Raw genomic sequence first — 21,322 nt, 5'->3', positions numbered from 1 at the left:
AGTTTCGTTTGGACTGTGGATGACAGGCTCTAAGATAGGGGCACGATGCGTACCGCCCGCAATGCTCAGCAACGACCGCTGTTACGGCGTCTTATGCCTTTGGCATACGGCCTTGCGGCGGTTGTCGGCCTGGTTTTATGCCTGACCTGGGGCGCGCTCCAGGTCCAGGTAACGCTTGCCGGCTTTTTGAACGGCGAAAGCCTGTGGTCGAAAGCGCAGAAGCAGAGTGTCATCGATCTCTACGCTTACGCGCGCAGCGGCGATACGGAACGCCTGGATAGTTTCCGGCGCAATTACGACGTGGTGCGCACGGATCGCTGGGCGCGCGATGCGATCGCCAGCGGCCATTACGACCGGCACGCGGTGGGCGCGGCGTTCAAACGCGCTGGCGTGATACCCGCGGCCATCCCGGGCATGGTCTTCATCCTGGATCATTTCGCGCACGCTCCCTACATGGGCCAGGCGGTGGCGGACTGGCGCTCTGTCGACGGCGCCATCGAGGAACTCGATGCTATCGCCGGGGAGCTGCGGCAGGCCTATGCCCATGGCACGCCTTCGGCCGAAGAGATCGCCCGGCAGAGCGCGCGCATCGATGCACTCAACGACTACATCGAGCCGCGCAGCGACGAGTTCTCGCTGGATATCGCGCTGGGCGCGGCATGGCTGGGGCGGGTGCTGTTCGCCAGCGTGCTGCTGATGGCCATGCTGGCGTCCTTGCTGTGGATACGCATGGCGCGACGCATCCTGGCCGGCATCCGCGGCACCGAAGAACGCTATCGTCAGCTGTTCGACAGCGCCGCCGATGCGATCGTGATGGTGGACGAAGCGCTCGGCCGCATCCTGGGCGTCAATCGCACCACCTGTGCATGGACCGGGCGCGACCCGGACGAACTGCTTGGCAAGGATTTCCTCGACCTGTTCGTGGAAGGCAGCATGCGTTCCTCCGGCTCTTCCACCATTGGCTTGCTGCGCTCCGAAAACGGCGTGGCGCGCACGGTGGAAACGCATAGCAGCCTCACCACCTGGGGCGCGCGGCCGGTACGGCAGGCGATGATGCGCGATATCTCCGATCGCGTGTCGATGGAGCAGGAGCGCCGCATCGCGGCCGAAGCGATGGCCAGCGTGGCCGAAGGACTGATCATCGCCGACGCGGATCGCCGCGTGACCACGGTCAACGCCGCGCATACCCGCATCACCGGCTACACGCTGCAATACTTGCAACACCACCGCTTCGACGAATTGCGCCGCATGCCCGACGGCTCCGCGTTGCCGCCGTCGATCTGGGAGCTGGTGGCCGAAGGCGGCAACTGGGTCGGCGAAGTGCAAAGCTGGCGGTCGGACGGATCGTCCTACCCGGAACTGCTCAGCATCAGTGCCATCCGCAACAGCGAAGGCCGCGTGCAGCACTACGTCGCGGTGGTCACCGACATTACGCGCAGCAAGGCGGACCGCCAGCGACTGGAATACATGGTGGCGCACGACCCGCTCACCGGCCTGGCCAATCGCAGCGAATTCCAGCGCCATTGCGCGCAGGCCATCGAAGCGGCAGGACGCATGAATGGCGCGGCTGCGGTGCTGTTCGTGGATCTGGATGCGTTCAAGGCCGTCAACGACAGCTACAGCCACGCCATCGGCGATCGCCTGCTGGTGAAGGTGGCGCAACGCATCCGCCGCGAGCTGGGCGAGAACGACGTGGCCAGCCGCATCGGCGGCGACGAATTCACCGTGCTGCTGGGTGGCCTGCGCACGCGCGAGCAGGCGGCGCAGTTCGCCAGCCGGCTGCTGCTGAGTCTTTCCGAACCGATGTTGATCGGCGACTACGAAATCGTGATGAGCGCGAGCATCGGTATCTCCGGCTATCCGCTGGACGGCAGTGACCCGGTGGTGCTGATCGCCAACGCGGACGCGGCGATGTATGCGGCCAAGACGCAGGAACGCAATACCTTCCGTTTCTACACGCCATTGATGCACGCCGACGCGCGCATGCGCCTGATGCTGGGCGCGGACTTGCGCCAGGCGTTGATGCGCGACGAGTTCCACCTGGTGTTCCAGCCCAGCGTGGAACTGCGTTCCGGACGCATCGTGGCGGTGGAAGCGCTGCTGCGCTGGCGCCATCCTGAGCGCGGGGAGCTGATGCCGGACGAATTCATTCCGCTGGCCGAAAGCCTCGGCTTGATCCGCCGCGTCGACGCCTGGACCATGCGCGCCGTATGCGCGCAAATCCGCCAGTGGGACCAGGCCAAATTGCCACCGGTGCGCGTGGCGCTGAATGCCTCGGCCGCGACCTTCGGGCATCCCGGTTTTATCGACGGCGTCAAGCAGGCCTTGCAAAGCAGCCAGATTTCACCCAATCGCCTGCTGTTCGAAATCACCGAAAGCGCCATTCTCCGCTTGGGCGAAGCCACCGAACAGACCATGCACGCCTTGCATGCGCTGGGTATCGGTATTGCCATCGACGATTTCGGTACCGGCTATTCCTCGCTGGCCTATCTGAAACTGTCGGGCATCGATTTCCTCAAGATCGACCGCTCGTTCGTCACCGATCTGCCGGACAGCGCCAACGATGTGGCGATCGTCGAGGCGATGCTGGCGATCGCCAAGAGCCTTGGCATGTGCACGATCGCCGAAGGCATCGAAACCGCCGAGCAGCATGAATTCATGTTGCGCGCCGGGTGCAACGAGGGGCAAGGCTATTACTACGCGCGCGGCCTGCCGCCGTCGGAGATCGAGCGGATGCTTTCGCCCAATCCGCGCCATGAGTCGTCCCGGCTGCGGTTGGTGCCGCCAAAATAAGCGGGCGCTTTCTCACCCTGCATGAGGAAGCGCCATGCGTGCCTACAGTTTCACGTCCACGACCATCTGTTCCGGTTGGTAGAGCGCGGGAAACAGTTGCTTGAGCCGCGCCACTTTCGGCGCATCGTTGATCACGATGTACGGATCGTCCGGATGGATGCGCGCGTAATCCTGGTGATAGTCCTCGGCCGGATAGAACGCCCGCAGCGGCTGCACCAGCGTGACGATGGATGAATCGAATGCTTTGGCGGCGCCCAGCTGCGCGATGTACGACTGCGCGATCTTCTGCTGCTGCGCGTTGGCGTAGAAAATCTCCGAGCGGTATTGCGTGCCGGCGTCCGGTCCCTGGCGATCGAGCTCGGTCGGATCGTGGGCCACGGCGAAATACACTTTCAACAACTGACCATAGCTGATCACGGCCGGGTCGAACTGCACCTTTACCGATTCGGCGTGCCCGGTGTTGCCCTCGCTCACGTCGTCATAGTGCGCCGTGTCGGCATTGCCGCCGCTGTAGCCGGCCCAGACCTGCTTCACGCCATGCACGTGCTCGAATACCGACTGCATGCCCCAGAAGCAGCCGCCCGCCAGCACGGCGGTCTCGGTGCCATGGGTGGCTGCCTTGGGTGCGTCGTAGGCAGGGTCAGGCAGATCGGCCGTGGCAGCGGTAGCGGTGCAGGCGGCAAGGCCGGCGAGGGCGGCCAGGACGGTTAAGCGGCGGGCTAGCATGACGTACCTCCACGGGGAATCCATGTGTGGTATTCGCCGGCGGCGGCAATCGGTTACGCAGTGCGGGCAGGATCAGCCGCTTTCCACCACGCGGATCTCCACGTCCTCCAGCCGGACGACCTGGCCTGCATGGATTTTGCAGGTTTTGCGCAATTCCTGCTGTCCGTCCACGTACACCTCGCCGCTGGCGACGATCATTTTTCCCTGGCCGCCGCTGTCGCACAGGCCGGTCAGCTTCAGCAGCTGATTCAATTCGATGTAGTCGCGGTCGAGTTCGAAATCGATCTGTGGCATGTCAGCGATGGGTAGGCAGGGCGATGGGATGTTCGGGCAGGCTCAGGAAGGCGAAGAACGGACGATGCTGGCCGATGGCGAAGCTGGCGGCCTCGTGCAGGATGCCGAGCAGGATATCGAAATCCTTGGTCGCCGCCTGCCGCAGATCGTTGACGTGATCGAGCAGCAGCGCATGTCCGGCGCCATGCAGCCAGCCGAGGTCGCGCAGGCTGTCCACCAGCGCATCCCAGTTCTGGCCGAATCCCGCGGGCAGCTTGAGCGCGGCAGCAAGGCGGCGCAACAGTTCGCCCTTGTCCTCACAGCCGGCAAGATCGGCTCGGCATACATACAGGTTGCCTTCGGCCGCCGCGGCGGCGAGCGCATCGAAATCGGAAGCATCGACGAAATAAACGCCGCCGTCGGCCGCCTCGGTCAGGTCGAGCGCGGGTTCCCGGTTCATCGGGTTACCTGGAACGGCTGGAAGCTGCGGTAGTGATCGCCGGTGTAATAGAACACCTGCGGCGGGGTGCCGCCGGTGATGATGCGCCGCGTCCCGCGATGGGAGACACCCGGCGTTTCCACCGTGTATTCGTGGTAGTAACCGCGTGGCTCCTGCGGCAGCAGGTCTTCGTAGTTGCCGAACACCACGCCATCCTGGCTGTGCTGGAACGGACCGCCTTGCAGGATGGCGGTCACGGTGGCGCACGCTTCGGGCGGCATGGATGCCGGCAGGTTGGCATGCGCGGCAGGACAGTTATAGGACACCGCCAACGGCAATGCGACGTGGCCGTGCGACACCATCTGCGTTGGCTGCGCGGGATGCCGGTTCCAGTAGATCAGTGCGCCGAACAAGGCGACGAGCAGCAGCAGGGGAATGAGGCGGGACGCAGGCACCGCGGACTCCTTGTTGGCGAGGCGGGCAGTGTAGTGCGTCAGGCATGCGCGCGCGTCATACGCTTCGCAGTTGGAGCCGTCGGCCGGCCGTGCCAGTTGCCATTGGCGGTGCTGCTTGGCACAGCGTGACTTCCGGCGCTGGAGCCAGCTTGCCACCGGCAAGCTAGACTGCGGTTTTGCCTCACGCGGAGCCGCCATGCCCCTTTCGCTTTTGTCCTTGCGCCTGACCGGGTGCTGCGCCTTGCTGGTGCTTGCCGCCGCCGCGCCGGCGTGGGCCGAGGACGCGCCACCGGTTTCGCCGCTGTCCGGCGCAAACGTCCACGCCCAGGTCGGTCTGCCGCCGATGCTGCGGGATCTCGACGCCTATGTGGACAGCACGCGCAAAACCTTTGACGTTCCGGGCATCGCGGTGGCCATCGTCAAGGATGGCAAGGTGGTATTCGAGCAAGGCTTCGGTCTGCGCGAAGCCGGCAAGCCGCAGCAGGTGGATGCGCACACGCTGTTCGCGATCGCCTCCAACACCAAGGCGTTTACCGCCGCCGCGCTGCAGATGCTGGCCGAGCAGGGCAAGGTGGACATGGATGCGCGGGTGACCGACTACCTGCCGTGGTTCCAGATGTCCGACCCCTACGTGACGCACGAGATGCGCGTGCGCGACCTGCTAGCGCATCGCAGCGGCCTCAGCCTGGGCGCCGGCGACCTGCTGTACTGGCCGCCGACCAGCTACACCACCAGGCAAGTGGTGGAACGCCTGGGCAAGGTGCCGCTGACTAACGGTTTTCGCAGCCACTATGCCTACGACAACATCCTGTTCGCGGTAGCGACGCTGATCATCGAGAAAGTTTCCGGCCAGTCTTATGCCGATTACCTCCGCGAGCATATCTTCAAGCCGGTCGGCATGGACGAATCGCTGGTCGACATGACTTACCTCAAGCCCGGCATGGATTACGCGATGGGCCACGCCTTGTACAACTTCACGGATCTCAAGCCGGTGCCACCGATGGCCTGGCTCAACGATCCCGGCGCGGGCGGTATCTATGCCAGCGTGCACGACCTGGCCAAGTGGATGAACGTACAGCTGGCTGGCGGTGCGCTGCCAGGCAGCGGCGCCGACGGCAAGCCACGTCGCCTGTTCGCGCAGGACAGCCAGGATCAGATGTGGACGATGCTGACGCCGATCCCGGTGAACAAGCCGCCGATTCCCGAACTGCAACCGTTGATGCCGAATTTCTACGGTTACGGCGAAGGCTGGTTCCTCAGTGATTACCATGGGCAGAAACTGGTTTGGCACACCGGCGGCTGGCCGGGCATGGTCTCGCGCGTGACGTTGGTGCCGGGACTGAAGCTGGGAGTGGTGGTGCTTACCAATCAGGAATCCGGCGCCGCATTCAATGCGATCACTTATCGCGTGCTCGACGCCTACCTCAATCCTGCCGTCAAGACCGACTGGGTGGCGGTCTACGACAAGGCGGTCAAGCATTCGCACAGCGATGCGGATGAAAGCTGGAAAAAACACGAAGCGGCGCGCGACGCCAACAGCAAGCCGTCGCTGCCGCTGGCCGGCTATGCGGGGACCTACCGCGATCCGTGGTACGGCGATATCACGATCAGCGACGAGCGCGGCAAGCTGCGCCTGCGTTTCAGCAAGACCTCGCAACTGATTGGCACCATGACGCCCTGGCAGAACAATACGTTCGTAGTCCGCTGGGACGATCGCGCCTTGAACGCCGATGCGTTCGTCAACTTCGCGTTGGACGTGGACGGCCATGTGCGCGAGATGCGCATGCAACCCATTTCACCGCTGACCGATTTCAGTTTCGATTTCCAGGACCTGCGCCTGGCGCCGGTGAAAGATGTCGGGACGAAAGCGAAGTAGGCGATGGAGGCGTTTCTAAACATCCATCCATCCCGCTTGTCGCTGTCCTCGTTCCGTTGGCACGGAAGTGACGGTCGGCAGTAAGAGGGAGGGGCGCCGTATGCGCGAACACATCCGTTATCGAGGAAAGAACATGCGCCATCGCCACATCGCATTGATCGCTCTACTAAGCCTCGGCCTGCTCGCCGGCGCGTTTGCGTGGGCGCGGCAGGAGACGCCAAACGTACCTGCGCATCGCTTCTTCCATGTGCAACTGGGCGCGAGCGAGGAGCAGCCCGTCTCCGGACGCCTGTTGCTGTTCGTCTCCGCGGCTGCCGCCGCGAAAGCGCAATCCAGGCAAGGCGTGGTGACCGAGGTCGATGCCAATCCATTCCATCCCACGCAGACATCCATCGCCGCCGGGGAAGTCGACCGGCTGGTGCCGGGACAAGTGATCGATATCGATGCCGATCATCTCGCGTTCCCGGCGGGATGGTCGAAACTGCCGCCGGGCGACTACGTCGTGCAGGCCGTATTGGACGTGCACCACAACTACAATTACTTGGGACGCAGTGCCGGCGATATCGAGAGCGGCGTCGTCACCGTGCATCTGCCGGATAGCGCTGTGCCAACCCTTACGTTGGACAAGACCGTGCCAGCTGCCGACCCGTGGGCGTTGCCGGATTCCGCGCCGGAAGCGATGCGCCAGGCCGTGGCCGCCGCGCACGAGCACTCGCAGCTGGTCGATTTTGTCAGCCCCGCCCTGTCGGCGTTCTGGGGTCGTCCGATCCACATGCTCGGCCATGTGCTGCTGCCACCGGATTATCAGGCTGGAGGCGGAAAGCGCTATCCCACCGTGTACTTCACGCATGGCTTCACCGGCAACAACGATCGCCTGGTGCGCCCGATGGCGTATGTGCAGGCGGCCATGGCCAGTGGCCGGATGCCGCCGATGATCTGGGTATTCCTGGATGAATCCAGCGCCACAGGCACGCACGAGTTTGCCGACTCGGTAAACAACGGGCCCTGGGGCCAGGCGCTGACCACGGAGCTGATCCCTTATCTGGAAGCGCATTACCGGATGGACGCCGACGCGAACGGGCGCTTTCTCAACGGGCACTCTTCCGGCGGCTGGGCCACGCTGTGGCTGCAGACGCGCTATCCCGCAATCTTCGGCGGCACGTGGTCGACCTCGCCGGATCCCAGCGACTTCCACGACTTCACCGGCCCGGACCTGTACGCGCCCCACGCCAACGTCTATCACAAGCCCGACGGCACGCCGTGGCCGCTGGTGCGCGACAACGGCAAAGTGATCGGTACGTTCGAGCAGTTCGCGAAGATGGAGCGCGTGCTCGGACCGTATGGCGGGCAAATGGCCTCGTTCGAATGGGTGTTCTCGCCGCGTGGCAAGGACGGTCGGCCAGAGCAGATGTTCAATCGCGATACCGGTGACGTCGATCCCGCCGTGGTGGCCTACTGGCGCGATCATTACGACATCGCCTATCGGTTGCAGAACGACTGGCCGGCCCTGAAACCGGATCTGGATGGCAAGATCCACCTCTACGTCGGTACGGCCGATACTTTCTACCTGGATGGCGCGGCCCACCGCCTCAAAGCGGTATTGGATGGATTGCATGCGCGCGCGGAATTCCGCTTCGTGCCGGGTCGCACTCACTTCAACCTGTACAAGGAAGGGGACGATCCTTACGCCTTGCTCACCCAGATCAGCTGGGCGATGTATGCCGTGGCTCGCCCCGATTCCAAATTGCAACCAGCCGTGAACCATGCACCCTGACCATGCTGGATTGTGCCGGGCAGCGTGCCCGCCCGCCGGCTTTTAGGGCATAGTTGCCGCCGCAAGCGCTGTAGGTAAACGGCGTTTGGGAGTGTCGCTTCTGGCTGAAGCGACAGCGGGAATCCCGCCGTCACGGATGGCGCGTTTTCCCGTATTGGGGCATTCCATACGGAGGGAATCACGATGAAATCGTTCGGATTGATGGCAGTACTGGCGGCCGCCTTGATGGCAGCCCCAGGTGTGTACGCGCAGCAGGCCGCTTCATCGGGCAGTATGACCGTGCAATGCAAGGACGGTACTTCGGTGACCGTCAGCTCCATGCGTGGCGCCTGCCATGGGCATAAGGGCGTGGACAAGTCGGCAAGCAGCGCCGGCAGCACCGCGTCGAGCACTCCGGCGGAGGCGGCGCCGGCAACGGCAACGGCAACGGCTGCAAGCAAATCGACGGCTGCGAGCAAATCCACGCCGGCAGCCACGCCCGCGGCGGGCGGTGGTGCGGGGCAGGTATGGGTAAACACTGGCTCCAAGAGCAAGGCTTATCACTGCCAGGGCAGCAAGTGGTACGGCACCACCAAGCAAGGCAAATACATGAGTGCGGCGGATGCGCAAGCGGCGGGTTATCACGCCGCCAAAGGCGAGAAGTGCCAGTAATCCGGCAACGCACATGATCTCGCGCGTTCGCTTGAACGGTTGACGATTCATCGAGCCGGGCCCGCAAGGGCCCGGTTCCGTATCCGGTACAGGCCCTGCGCCGTCCGTATGGGCATGAGCAGTCCGGCGGCTCGTCCGTTCAACGGGCAACGGCACGCTGCCAACTGCGGAAAATTACTGGCCAGGCGCCGCCGGACTGTCTTCGCCCAGCGGTCCGAGGTTGCGCACGATCATGCTCTGCGGCGTCGACAATGGCAGCTGCGCCTTGTCCAGCCGCGCCAGCATGTCGAACAGCAAGTCGCTTTTCACCGCCGAAGCATCGCGCGGGCTGCGCACGTAGGCCACGCCGGTGAAGGTCATGGCGCTGCTGGTGACATCGTCCAGCCGCACGTAAGGCGCGGGGGTTTCGAGCGTACCTTCGTGCTCGGTCAGCGCATCCATCATGATCTCGCGCATCTTCGCCGCATCGGTGCCCAGTGGCATCGGCAGGCTTACTTTTACGCGACCCAGGGCATTGCCGTGCGTGACGTTGCGCAGGTTCTGGGTGATGAACTGCGAGTTCGGCACGATCATGGTGGAGCGATCCCACAGCTGGATCTCGGTGGCGCGCACGTTGATGCGGCGGATATCGCCCTCCACGCCGGGCATGCTTACCCAATCGCCCACCTTTACCGGTTGCTCGGCCAGCAAAATCAGGCCGGAGATGAAGTTCGACACGATTGCCTGCAATCCGAAACCGATGCCGACCGACAGCGCGCTGGCAATCCAGGTCAGGCTTTGCAGGCTGACATTGGCGGTCTTCAGCGCCAGCGCGAACACGATGACCACCGCCACATAGTTGAGCAGGGTGACGATGGAGTTCTGCATGCCCAGGTCGAGCGTGGTCTTGGGCAGCAGTTCTTCAGCCAGCCAGCGCTTGACGATGCGTACTACCCCTATCCCCAGTGCGAAGACCAATATGGCGTTGAAGATCGCGCCCGGCTTGATCGTAAGCTCGCCAACCTGCAAGCCGCCGAATACGTGGCCGATATGCGAGAACAGGTCGTGCGGGCCACCGCCGAACGGCATCAGCAAGGTACCCACCGCGACCAGCAGCAACAGCACGCGGCACAGTGCAGACAACACGGTGAACGTCTGTTCCAGCGTGGTGGGCGCGACATTGAAGGTGGATTGCAGGCGCTGGCCGCTGCGCGCGCGCGGCGAGAGCAATGCCTCGAACAGATCGTGTTGCAGGTGCGAGAGCATGTAGAACGAGGCCACGATCATGCCGACCCATAGCATCTGCCAGGAGATGAAAAAGCCAAGCGCGATATAACCTGCCAGCACCGCCAGCCACGCTACCGCCACGCCTGCGGACGCCAATCCGAACAGGGCCCCGATCCACAGCGCCTGCGTGGCCGGCTTGTCGCCCTCCTGCACTTGCACCTTGCGAGTGCGCTTGATGCGCAGCAGTGCCGCGCCCACCAGGCCGCTGATCAGCAGGGCAAGGAATGCGCGCATGCACACAGTGGCAGGCAGGCTGACGCCAACCAGATTGTTGAAGCGCTCCAGCAGGCCAAGCAGCAGGAACGCGCCACCGAGCAGCCAGGGGAACCAGCGCAGGCTCCGCGCGGTGGATTTTCCCAGCACGGGCAGCCGCCAGGAGGGATGCCTCACCGAGAGCAAGGCGCGACCCAGGCCGGCGAAGAAGGCGGAAAAGAACACCGAGCGCACTACTGCCTGCGCAAATGTGTCTACTTCCTCGCTCAGGCTGTTGTTCCAGTCGAAACCCAGATAGACCAGCCATGCAGCTACGCCGATCGACAGCGTCACGGTAAGCGTGAAGATCGCCGCCAGCGCGCTGCGCCGCAGGTGACCATCGGGCATGTAGCGACTGGCGATCGCCCGCATCAGCCGTTCGACCAGCCAGCGGCCCGGCACGACCAGCAACACCGCGGCGATCAGGCACAGCAGCAGCGGCAGCCGGCTACCGGGCTGCCATACGCTGCCGGCGTCTTCGAGCAACCATGCCGCGCCGCGCCTGATCCGCGCGCTGTCGTCGGGATACGTCTTGGCAAGGCTCGACCAGAACCCGAAGCCGAGCGGTGAATAGGTGCGCGAACCCAACTGCGCCTGGAACTGCTGGTTATGCGTTTCGACGATTTGCGAGGTGAGCTTGGTGGCGTCCTGGTTCAGCAGTTGCGCCTGTTTGATCTCGCCATCCAGCTTCGCCTTGGCGCGCTCGAGCTGGCGCCGCTGCTGGCTGACCGCGGGTGTTTCGGGCGGCGCGCCAGCTGCCGGCGGGGGGCCCAGCACGGTGAGGCGCGACTGCACGCCGTCCATTTCCGGTTGCAGTGCCTTTACCAAATCGTCGGACTGCTGTTGTACCGTGCCGGCTGCGCTGCGCAGACCGGTGAGCTGCGCGGTGGCGTTGTTGCTGTTGAGGGCGGTCTTGATGCTGTCCAGTTGCTTGCTCAGCTCCGACAGTGTCTTGGCCGGATCTTGCGTGGAGCTTGCGCTGGCGGGTACGGTGGCTGCGTCCTGCGCATGTAACAACGCAGTTCCGAACACGAACAGGCCCGGCAACAACGCCAGGACAAAAAGCTTGCGGATAAGGATAGGCATGGCCGGCATCATCCGAACGATGCGTCCAGCGGTCAATTGTTCTTTCCAGTACCTGCTTTTCACGGGCGGTTAGCATTCAGGCATCGCTATTGCGTCGCGCTGTTGCGCCGCGGCGAGGCGGTGACCGTGGCGAACGGCCGACCCTGTATATTGCTCGCCGTGCCTGGACCTGACACATGGATAACGCCGCATGATCTTCCGCTGGTTCGAATCCCTGATCGATGCCTTCAAGGAACCGGTCGACAGCATGCCGCCCACATCCGTGGCGCGGTTTTACGTGTTCTACCTGCGCCAGGTATGGCCGGTGTTCGCCGCGGCCATCGTGGTCGGTTTCGGCGTGGCGCTGGTGGAAGTGTCGCTGTTCGGTTTCATCGGCCGCATCGTCGACATGGCCAAGGGCCTGCCCGGCAAATCCTTCTTCCAGGTGCATGGCCGCGAGTTGCTATGGATGGCCTTCGTGGCGCTGGTGCTGCGCCCGATCTTCCTCGGCGTGCACGACCTGCTGGTGAACCAGTCGATCGTGCCGAACCTCACCAATCGCATCCGCTGGCAGAACCATCGCTATGTCATTCGCCAAAGCCTGGGTTTCTTCCAGAGCGACTACGCCGGTCGCATCGCCAACCGCATCATGCAGACGGGGGCATCGCTGCGCGAGTCGGCGGTGCAGATCGTCGATGCGATCTGGTACGTGGCGATCTACACCGGCAGTGCGATCGTCATGTTCGCCCAGGCCGACGTATGGCTGGCGCTGCCGTTGGTGGTGTGGCTGTTCGCCTATGTCGGCACGTTGTACTTTTTTATTCCGCGCACACGCGAACGCTCGTGGCTGGCCTCCGAAGCGCGCTCCAAGCTGATGGGCCGCATCGTGGACGGCTACAGCAACGTGCTGACCCTGAAACTGTTTGCGCACACCCAGCGCGAGGAAGCCTACGTCGCGCAGGCGATGGAAGAGCAGACCGGCAAGTTGCGCGGGATGACGCGGCTGACCACGGCGATGGATGTTTCCATCACCACCCTCAACGGGTTCCTGATCGTGGGCACCTCGGCGCTGGCGGTGTACCTGTGGAGCGAGGGCAAGGTCACGGTCGGCGCGATCGCGCTTTCGACCGGATTGGTGATCCGCATCAACAATATGTCCGGCTGGATCATGTGGGTGGTCAACGGTATCTTCGAAAACGTCGGCACCGTGCAAGACGGTATCACCTCGATCTCGCAACCGCGCGCGGTACAAGACCGTGAAAACGCCATGCCGCTGGAAGTCGTGTCCGGTGAAGTGCGTTTCGACAATGTCCATTTCCACTATGGCAAGCAGGGCGGGGTCATGTCCGGCTTGAACATGACGGTGCATCCGGGCGAGAAGATCGGCCTGGTCGGCCCCTCCGGCGCGGGCAAGTCCACGCTGGTGAACGTGATGCTGCGCCTGTACGACCTGGAAGGCGGGCATATCCGCATCGACGGCACGGATATTTCGCAGGTGACCCAGGAAAGCCTGCGCGCGCAGATCGGCGTGGTCACGCAGGACACGTCGCTGCTGCATCGCTCCGTGCGCGACAACCTGCTCTATGGCCGTCCGGATGCCAGCGAGGCGCAGTTGCGCGAAGCCATTCGCAAAGCGCGCGCCGACGAATTCATTCCCAACCTGGTGGATGGCGAAGGACGCCAGGGTCTCGACGCGCATGTGGGCGAACGCGGCGTGAAACTGTCCGGCGGCCAGCGCCAGCGCATCGCGATTGCGCGCGTATTGCTGAAAGATGCGCCGATCCTGGTGCTCGACGAAGCAACCTCCGCGCTGGATTCGGAAGTGGAAGCCGCCATCCAGGAAAGCCTGGAACTCTTGATGGAAGGAAAAACGGTGATCGCGATCGCGCATCGCCTGTCCACCATTGCCCGCATGGACCGGTTGGTCGTGATGGACAAAGGCCTGGTGGTGGAGACCGGCACGCATGCGGAGCTGATCTTGCATGGCGGCTTGTATGCGCGATTGTGGCAACGGCAGACGGGTGGTTTCGTGGCGGCGGATGACGCGCTGGTTTGATAGCGCGTGCTTCTGCCACGGGTTGAGAACCGCAAGGTCGAGCCGCAAAAAAACGCCATAAAAACTAGCGTCGGGACGCTGCCGGCGATAGACGAGGAAGCCCGGATCACTTCTTCGCCAGCTTCCTTCCCAGGTGCCGTGACAGCTCGCGTGCCTCCCGCAGCCTGCGTGCGTGTGCCGCCAGCAAATCCCCGCGTGTAATCACCCCGACCATGCGATGCGGCGCATCTTTGCTTACTACTACCAACCGTCCTACGTCGCACTCCACCATATGATCGGCTGCCTCGCGCAGGGTATGGTCTTCGCGCACCACCAGTGGCGCACGTTGGACCAGCAGGCGCACCACGCTATCCTCGGCCAGCGTCGCATCGTAAAGCTGGCGCCGCGTCACTACGCCCACCAGCTGATCGTTCGCATCGACGACGGGAAAACCCTGGTGCTTCGCGGCAACGCCCGCCGATGCCAGCCAGGCGCGGATTTCACCGAGCGTTTGCCCGGCGCGCAGGCTTACCACGTTCCGGCTGCAGGCATCGCGCACGTAGATCTGGTCCAGGTAGTCGGCCGCGTAATCGGAAGGAACGCGCACGCCGCGGCGCACGATCTTCTCGGTCATGATGGTGTTGCGCATCATCAGGCCCGAGATCAGATAGGCCGCCGCACAGGCACCCAGCAAGGGCAGTAATGCATGGGGTTGCTGCGTGGTCTCGAAGGCGAACACCACTGAGGTCAGGAACGCGCGCGACGCACCGGCAAAGATCGCGGCCATGCATACCAGCGCCGCCAGGTGCGGATCCACTTGCAACCCAGGTGCGGACGTTGCCAGGACGATTCCAAACGCGCCGCCCAGCGCGCCGCCGATGGTAAACAGCGGCGCGAGCGTGCCGCCCGAGGTGCCGCTGCCCAGCGCTACCGACCATGACAGCAGCTTGAGCAGGCACAGCCCGAGCATGGCACCCAGGCCGAGCTGGCCGCCTAGCGTCGCGGCAATATTGGTGTAGCCAACGCCCAGGGTCAGCGGCATGAAATAGCCCACCACGCCCACCACCAGGCCGCCCAGCGCGGGCCACCACATCCAATGGATCGGCAATTTCTCGAAGCCATCCTCGATGGCATAGGTGAGGCGTGTAACGCCGACGCTGGCCACGCCCACCAGCAGGCCCAGCAGCACGTACACGACCAAGGCGGTCAAGCTTGGCGTGGCGATGTCCGGCATCGGGAACATAGGCTGGTTGCCTTCCAGCACGTAGCGGATGCCGGTGCCGACCGTTGCCGCCAGCGCCACCGGGATCAACGAACGGGCGCGGCGCTCGAACAGCAACAGTTCGATGGCCAGCAGCACCGCCGAAATCGGCGCCGAGAACACCGCCGCCATGCCTGCAGCCGCGCCGGCCGCCAGCAGGGTCTTGCGTTCGTCGGCGGTGACGTGCATCCATTGGGCGATAAGCGAACCCAAGGCACCGCCGGTCGCGATGATCGGACCTTCCGCGCCGAACGGCCCGCCGGTGCCGATCGCGATGGCGGAAGAAATCGGCTTCAGCCAGGTGATACGCGGCGGGATGCGGCTCTCATTGAGCAGCACTTGCTCCATGGCCTCGGGAATGCCGTGGCCGCGAATCGCACGCGAGCCCCAGCGCGCCATCAGCCCAACGATGATGCCGCCTAGCGCGGGAACCACGATGACCCACTTGCCCAGATGGTTGCCGGCCGGACTGACGAAGGCGTAGCTCCAGCGGCCATAAAAGGCGAGGTTGGTGAAAAGTCCGATCAGTGCGGTAAGCGCCTTGGCAACCAGCGCCACCGCCGCGCCGAGCAGCATGGCGACGAAGCTGATCCAGAGCACGCGGCGATCCAGCGGACGAAACTGCCGCGGCATGTGCGCGGCGTCGAGGGCGGGGTCAAGCGAAGGGGCGAGCGGAAGCGATGCGCGGGTATGAGGTTCTTCGTGTTCTGGATGCACTGGAATGGAGCCCCTGTAAGTGGGCGCAAGGTTAGCCGGATGGGGGCGCGATAGCTGGCTGGAAAATGAATGGCTGGTAGGCGAGGAAGGCGGGACATGGCACGGGAAGAAAGGCGGCTTGACTCTGGACCTTGATCAAGGCTCTAGACTTGCGCATGAGCACGCCAACGCCCTCCCTGAACATCGGTGCCGTCGCCAAGCGCGCCGGCGTTCCTATCGACACCATCCGCTATTACGAACGCGAGGGTCTGCTGCCGGAACCGTCGCGGCGGCCCTCGGGGTACCGCAGCTACGACGAAACCGCCATCGGCCGGCTGCGTTTCATTCGCCGTGCAAAGGATCTTGGCTTTACGCTGGAAGAAATCCGCGAGCTGCTCGCGCTGTCGGCGGATCGCCATCGCGGGGTAAAGGCGGTGCGCCAGCGTGCGCAACAACGGCTTGCGAGCATTGATGCGCGCATCGCCGAGCTCACCCGCATTCGCCAAGGGCTGGAGCAATTGGTCGAGGCATGCCCCGGACATGGCGACCCGGAACAATGCCCGATCTTGCGCGCACTCGCCGACCCGGAGCCGCAAGCATGAGCGAGCAAGGTCCGTGTTGCCAAAAGGCACACCCCCTGGCGCGCGATCCGGTGTGCGGCATGCGTGTGGATACGGCGAACACCGTTCATCGCAGCGATGACGCGGGCCAGACTTTTTATTTCTGCTGCGCGGGATGCAAGGCTAAGTTCGATGACGATCCGCGGCGCTACGCGCAGGCGCCCGCCGCTTTGCCGGGGCGTGCGCCGGACCATGTGCATGCGCCTTCATCCGAAGTTGCGGCAGCGGTCAAGGATCCGGTGTGCGGCATGCGGGTCGATCCGGCCATCACGCCGCATCATGCCGAGCATGGCGGCCATACGTATCATTTCTGTGCAGCGGGCTGCAAAGAGAAATTCATCGCCCATCCACATGCGTATTTGCACGAACGGATAGCGGCGGTAGTCGTGCCTGGCGCCACGTATACCTGCCCGATGCATCCGGATGTACAGCAACAAGGCCCCGGCGACTGCCCGATCTGCGGCATGGCACTGGAGCCGATGATGCCGAGCCTGGACGAGGGTGACGTGCATGAAGCGCAGGCCATGCAGCGCCGTTTGGGATTGCTGGTGACACTCACCTTGCCGGTTTTCCTGCTTGCGATGCTGCCGCACGCGGGCTTGCATTGGCCGGCGGCGTGGATAGGCGCCGTCGCCTGGGTCGAAGCGTTACTGGCCAGTGTCGTGGTGTTGTGGGGTGGCGCGCCATTCTTCACGCGCGGTTGGCGTTCGTTGTCTCCCTGGCAACCGAATATGTATACGCTGATTGCGATCGGTACTGGCGTTGCCTGGATTTACAGCGCATTGGCATTCCTGCTGCCGCAGATGTTTCCACCCGGTTTTCGCGACATGCATGGCCGCGTCGCGGTGTATTTTGAATCGGCGGCGGTGATCGTCACGCTGGTGACCTTGGGCGATTTTCTCGAATGGCGAGCTCGTCGCCGAACCGGCGCGGCGCTAAAAGCCTTGCTGGGTCTTGCGCCGAAAACGGCGAGACGAATCTCCGGCAGTGATGAACACGACGTAGCGTTGGATGACGTGCAGGTCGATGATGTATTACGTGTGCGTCCCGGCGAAAAAGTACCGGTCGACGGCGTCGTGTTGAGCGGCAGCAGCCGGGTGGACGAATCCATGCTGACCGGCGAGCCCTTGCCGGTAACGAAGGCGCAAGGCGATGCGGTGACGGGTGGTACGGTGAATCGCGACGGCAGCTTCGCCATGCGCGTGGCCAAAGTCGGCGCCTCGACCGTACTGGCGCAAATCGTCGCGCAAGTCGCGCAAGCGCAACGCAGCAAGGCACCGTTGCAGCGCGCCGCCGATCGCGTGGCAGCCTGGTTCGTGCCGGCAGTGATCAGCATCGCCGTGTTGGCGTTCGTGGCCTGGGCCTGGTTCGGGCCGGATCCGCGCCTCGTCCATGCGCTTCTCGCCGCGGTAGCGGTGTTGATCGTTGCCTGTCCCTGCGCGTTGGGCTTGGCCACGCCGATCTCGATCATGGTGGCGAGCGGACGCGCTGCCCAACAGGGCTTGTTGTTCAAGGATGCGGCGGCAATCGAGATGCTGCGCGAGGTCAATACGCTAGCACTGGATAAGACCGGCACTCTGACCGAAGGCCGTCCAGCGTTGCGGACCGTCGTTGCGCTCGACCGCTACCGCCGTGACGACCTGCTTGCCTTCGCTGCCGCGCTGGAGCGGCCCAGCGAGCACCCGCTCGCCAAGGCCATCCTTGGTGCCGCAAAAGAAACACAAGCGGATATCGCCGATGTAGAAAACTTCCAGGTACATGCCGGTAGTGGCGTAAACGGACGTGTACTGCGGCATGACGTGGCGTTCGGTAACGCGATGCTGATGGACCGTTTGAACGTGGCGCTCGACGCGGCCGTGCACGCGCAGGCGGACGCTCTTCGCAGCGAAGGGGCGACGGTGATGTTCCTGGCTATCGATGGAAAATTGGAAGGGCTGTTCGCGGTCGGCGACCGCATCAAACCGGATACGCCAGATGCCATCGCAGCACTGCAAGCGGCCGGCATGCGCATCGTGATGCTGACCGGCGACAACGCCACCACCGCCAACCGGGTGGCGCGCACGCTGGGCATCGACGAGGTGCATGCGGATGTATCGCCGGCCGGCAAGGCGGCGGTGATCGAGACATTGCGCAAGCAGGGATTTCGCGTGGCAATGGCTGGCGATGGCATCAACGATGCGCCAGCCCTGGCCATCGCCGATATCGGCATTGCCATGGGGCAGGGCACGGACGTGGCGATGGAGAGCGCACAACTGACCCTGGTAAAGGGGAGTCTGCACGGCATCCTGCATGCCCGCGCCTTATCCAGGGCGACGGTGCGCAATATCCGCCAGAACCTGTTTTTTGCCTTTGCCTATAACGTGCTGGGCGTACCGCTGGCGGCAGGCGTGCTGTACCCACTGTTCGGCATCACCCTGTCACCGATGATCGCTGCCTTGGCGATGAGTTTGTCATCGGTTTCTGTGGTGAGTAATGCACTGCGTTTGCGCGGACTGCGTCTTTGATTTCCACTATTTCCTCTCACGCGGAAAGTATTGGCGTGCAAAGCCGTTCCTTCGATAAACGTTACTTCCGGACTGAAGGTGTTTTTTAACCAGCGGCCCTGGATTCCGCGCCACCACGCTCGAAAGACAGGTTATGGCCTGTCGCGGTGCATTTACCAGGCTCGATATTTTAGTTCGCTGCCCGAGCACCTTGGCTTCGAGCGCCCTGTTATCCAAGACCAGCCTTGCGCGCCATGCCGGACAACCTGACAATGCAGATGGAGGCGGCTCATTCTTAGGTCCGTGCGGCGTTGAACGTTCGCGCGCGCTCTTGATCTGTCGATGACTTAGCCCTGTGAGCGACGAAAGCACTGGCGCAGATGTCGGAGGCTGCTGTGATGGTGGAACATCCAAGATCCATGGGGGCGGCGTGAGCGAACAACACGGTGGACCAGGCGCTGGACGAGTTGAAGCCCATCGCATCGATAGCTTTGTCGATGCCGCGTTTGCCTTTGCTGTTAGCGTAATGGCAATTGCCGGCGCGGAAGTGCCGCATAGCCTGCACGATTTGTTATTGGCTCTGGACCGGACGCCCGGCTTTGCCTGCAGCTTCGCAACCTTGATGATCTTTTGGCATCGGCAGGTACGCTGGCGCGAGCGCTTCCGCTTGCACGATGCCGGTACGACTGTCCTGAGTTTGATGCTGGTGTTTTTTGCCCTGATTTTTGTTTACCCCCTAAACATGCTGTTCCAGGCATTGTTTAGTTCGTTTTATGACGCTTACGCAAACGCCCCGTTGCCGAACGAGCCAATGATTGGCAACGCGCATGACCTGAAAGCCCTGTATGTCTGCTTTGCACTGGCGTACATGTGCATGGCTGGCTGCCTTGGTTTGTTGTACGGCCACAGCCTGCGCCGATCACCGCCTCTGTTGCTCATCGATCAAATAAAGTCGCGTAGGACGTATTACGTCCAGTGGGGATCGGTTGCGGTGGCGATCTTGTCTTTGCTTGCTACCTGGATAATGCCGGAGAGAGGTAGCTGGACTTGGATGCCGGGCGCCGTATATCTCTGCCAGATCGTGGTCAACAGGACGTTCGTTCGATGGTCGAGAAAGCGGTTGGCAGAATCACCTTGAGGTATCCGCGCATCCGATTACGTTCATGATGCCATGCACTGGCGCGCTTGATTGCGCAGGACCATGTCTATCATGCGCAGGGGTATCTCGCGGTGTATTGGCGAAGTGGGAGCTTGCCTGACGTTTGACCCTGTCGTTGAACAATCGTCATGCGGAAGAAAGCGCTCTGTCCGGATGAATGGAGGCTCGGTAGCCCTCGGAAGCAGGGATCGCATTTATCGCGATTGGGGCGCGTTATCATGGATAGGAAAAGGCAGCTTCCTGCCTGGGTTGTGTGAAAACGAATGACAGAGTGACTGCCGGTGGTTGCGTAAAATTGCATGCGGCCGAAACGGGCGGGTGTAATTCGCAGTCGTCAGGCTGTGATCACTCACGCGATGCCCGCGTGCCACGATTTTGATCATCCGCTTCATGTTTAGGCAAGTACCTTCGAGCTGACCCCGGTTGTGACTCTTGGTAACGACTTTGTCAGCATTGGCGTGGTACCCAGCCAAGCCTTGAGCGTGCCGAATGCATGCTTCATTGTTTGCCGTTGAGCTACTGCCGAGCAGTGTTTGTGTGGCGTCAGCCCATTCTCTTCTGTCGTGAATTGATGGATAGGCCGCTCGTCAGCAGTGCACTCGTACTCGTCGGCTTCCGCGGTTTCGAAAAGCAACGTCACTTCGATCCGGCACTCCGGGCAATGGATGAAACGGGGGCAACGCCGCCATCGGTAAGATCAACCCTGAGCTTGGAGGCTGATATCAATGTGCGTGTGGGCGCCCTCGTCAATTCCCGATTACGCAATGCTTAGGCTGATGCCGTGCTGCGCGGAGTTAACCGCGCGCATCTTGTGATCCTTGCAGCGGCCACCGACTGGTATATCGCAGTTGAGATGGGGGCTGTCGCTGTGTAGCCGTGCGCAAGCATTTCCCTTGTGCAGTACTGCCCCTTATTTCTCGTTTCACATTCTGATATCCAGAGCCAGTGCTGCTAGTCATGGCTATCTGCCCTAAACTTTTTCCTGGAAACCCGGATTAGTACTCCCGACAGGCGATGCCGTGGTGGCGTCGCTGGCATTCGGGAGCAGCACGATGGTCGCAGTGATCACGGGAAATGGTCTGGGTCTGGGCAACACCTCATTGACCTCACTGGGACAGGCCCAAGGCGGCTCGCCGTCGCTGGGCCAGGCGGCCAACAGCAGCTACGTCAACACCGCCACCGGTAACCTGGTGCTGCAGAGCCAGGACGAAGGGCTGCTGTTCGATGGCCTGCCGCTCAATGTCTTGCGCACCTACAACAGCCAGGGCCAGTTGAACGGCAACGACGGTTGGAGCTACGGCTTCAGCCGCAACGTGAACAGCCTGACCGGCACGCTCAATACCACCGGCAGCACGGTCACCCGGACCGATGATGACGGTTCCAGCGTGGTCTACACCTATGACGCCAGCCTGGGCGCCTATGTAAGCACCGACCAAAGCGGCGCGGTCGATACGCTGGGCTGGAACGCCACCGCGACTACCTGGACCTGGACCGACGC

The 21,322-nt window shown here is 62.9% G+C and carries 15 protein-coding genes; 9 read left to right on the top strand and 6 right to left on the bottom strand.

From position 1 onward, the window contains the following. Positions 1–93: 93 nt before the first annotated feature. Positions 94–2,793 carry a putative bifunctional diguanylate cyclase/phosphodiesterase gene (locus ISP15_RS16220; RefSeq protein ID WP_404548763.1) on the top strand — a complete coding sequence of 900 codons (2,700 nt, stop codon included), beginning with the start codon at positions 94–96 and terminating at the stop codon, positions 2,791–2,793. Positions 2,794–2,835: 42 nt separating this feature from the next. Here ISP15_RS16220 and msrA read toward each other — a convergent pair whose 3' ends face one another. From msrA to ISP15_RS16200, 4 genes are all read right to left on the bottom strand, one after another. Further along, positions 2,836–3,519 (bottom strand): peptide-methionine (S)-S-oxide reductase MsrA, encoded by a 684-nt coding sequence (msrA, locus tag ISP15_RS16215; protein ID WP_404548761.1) that lies wholly within the window; start codon positions 3,517–3,519, stop codon positions 2,836–2,838. Positions 3,520–3,591: 72 nt separating this feature from the next. Beyond that, positions 3,592–3,813: an RNA-binding S4 domain-containing protein gene (locus tag ISP15_RS16210; protein WP_404548759.1), complete on the bottom strand. Its 222-nt coding sequence runs from the start codon at positions 3,811–3,813 to the stop codon at positions 3,592–3,594. A 1-nt stretch (position 3,814) separates the two neighbouring features. Continuing rightward, positions 3,815–4,252 carry a barstar family protein gene (locus ISP15_RS16205; protein WP_404548757.1) on the bottom strand — a complete coding sequence of 146 codons (438 nt, stop codon included), beginning with the start codon at positions 4,250–4,252 and terminating at the stop codon, positions 3,815–3,817. Beyond that, positions 4,249–4,686, bottom strand: a complete 438-nt coding sequence (locus tag ISP15_RS16200) for a ribonuclease domain-containing protein (protein ID WP_404548755.1) — start codon at positions 4,684–4,686, stop codon at positions 4,249–4,251. The genes ISP15_RS16205 and ISP15_RS16200 overlap by 4 nt, the downstream gene beginning before the upstream one ends. Before the next feature lie 196 nt (positions 4,687–4,882). Here ISP15_RS16200 and ISP15_RS16195 point away from each other — a divergent pair, with 196 nt between their 5' ends. From ISP15_RS16195 to ISP15_RS16185, 3 genes are all read left to right on the top strand, one after another. Continuing rightward, positions 4,883–6,562: a serine hydrolase gene (locus ISP15_RS16195; protein WP_404548753.1), complete on the top strand. Its 1,680-nt coding sequence runs from the start codon at positions 4,883–4,885 to the stop codon at positions 6,560–6,562. A 133-nt stretch (positions 6,563–6,695) separates the two neighbouring features. Beyond that, positions 6,696–8,336 (top strand): alpha/beta hydrolase, encoded by a 1,641-nt coding sequence (locus tag ISP15_RS16190; protein ID WP_404548751.1) that lies wholly within the window; start codon positions 6,696–6,698, stop codon positions 8,334–8,336. A 183-nt stretch (positions 8,337–8,519) separates the two neighbouring features. Further along, a complete protein-coding gene (locus ISP15_RS16185) occupies positions 8,520–8,987 on the top strand; it encodes a hypothetical protein (protein ID WP_404548749.1) in 468 nt (155 codons plus the stop codon). Between the two features lie 174 nt (positions 8,988–9,161). Here ISP15_RS16185 and ISP15_RS16180 read toward each other — a convergent pair whose 3' ends face one another. After that, on the bottom strand, positions 9,162–11,591 hold the full coding sequence (locus ISP15_RS16180; protein WP_404548746.1) for a DUF3772 domain-containing protein: 2,430 nt from the start codon (positions 11,589–11,591) through the stop codon (positions 9,162–9,164). A gap of 193 nt (positions 11,592–11,784) precedes the next feature. Here ISP15_RS16180 and ISP15_RS16175 point away from each other — a divergent pair, with 193 nt between their 5' ends. Then, positions 11,785–13,626, top strand: coding sequence for an ABC transporter ATP-binding protein (locus ISP15_RS16175; RefSeq protein WP_404548843.1), 1,842 nt, complete (start codon positions 11,785–11,787; stop codon positions 13,624–13,626). Between the two features lie 106 nt (positions 13,627–13,732). On the opposite strand, the gene ISP15_RS16170 is transcribed toward ISP15_RS16175, so the two are convergent. Continuing rightward, positions 13,733–15,499 carry a chloride channel protein gene (locus ISP15_RS16170; RefSeq protein WP_404548744.1) on the bottom strand — a complete coding sequence of 589 codons (1,767 nt, stop codon included), beginning with the start codon at positions 15,497–15,499 and terminating at the stop codon, positions 13,733–13,735. A gap of 239 nt (positions 15,500–15,738) precedes the next feature. On the opposite strand from ISP15_RS16170, the gene ISP15_RS16165 reads away from it, so the two are divergent. From ISP15_RS16165 to ISP15_RS16150, 4 genes are all read left to right on the top strand, one after another. Then, complete coding sequence (locus ISP15_RS16165; protein WP_404548742.1) at positions 15,739–16,164, top strand: heavy metal-responsive transcriptional regulator; 426 nt, start codon at positions 15,739–15,741, stop codon at positions 16,162–16,164. After that, positions 16,161–18,686 carry a heavy metal translocating P-type ATPase gene (locus ISP15_RS16160; RefSeq protein WP_404548740.1) on the top strand — a complete coding sequence of 842 codons (2,526 nt, stop codon included), beginning with the start codon at positions 16,161–16,163 and terminating at the stop codon, positions 18,684–18,686. Before ISP15_RS16165 ends, ISP15_RS16160 begins: the two co-directional genes overlap by 4 nt. 409 nt (positions 18,687–19,095) lie before the next feature. After that, a complete protein-coding gene (locus ISP15_RS16155; protein ID WP_404548738.1) occupies positions 19,096–19,803 on the top strand; it encodes a TMEM175 family protein in 708 nt (235 codons plus the stop codon). 1,073 nt (positions 19,804–20,876) lie between these two features. After that, positions 20,877–21,322 (top strand): DUF6531 domain-containing protein (locus ISP15_RS16150; RefSeq protein WP_404548736.1); only part of this gene is annotated, 446 nt, incomplete at its 3' end.

The sequence above is a fragment of the Dyella jejuensis genome (assembly GCF_044904675.1).
GTDB classification, from domain to species: Bacteria; Pseudomonadota; Gammaproteobacteria; order Xanthomonadales; family Rhodanobacteraceae; genus Dyella_B; species Dyella_B jejuensis.
The sequence above is the reverse complement of the archived record's forward strand: the minus strand, read 5'-3'. Positions and strand labels throughout refer to the sequence as shown.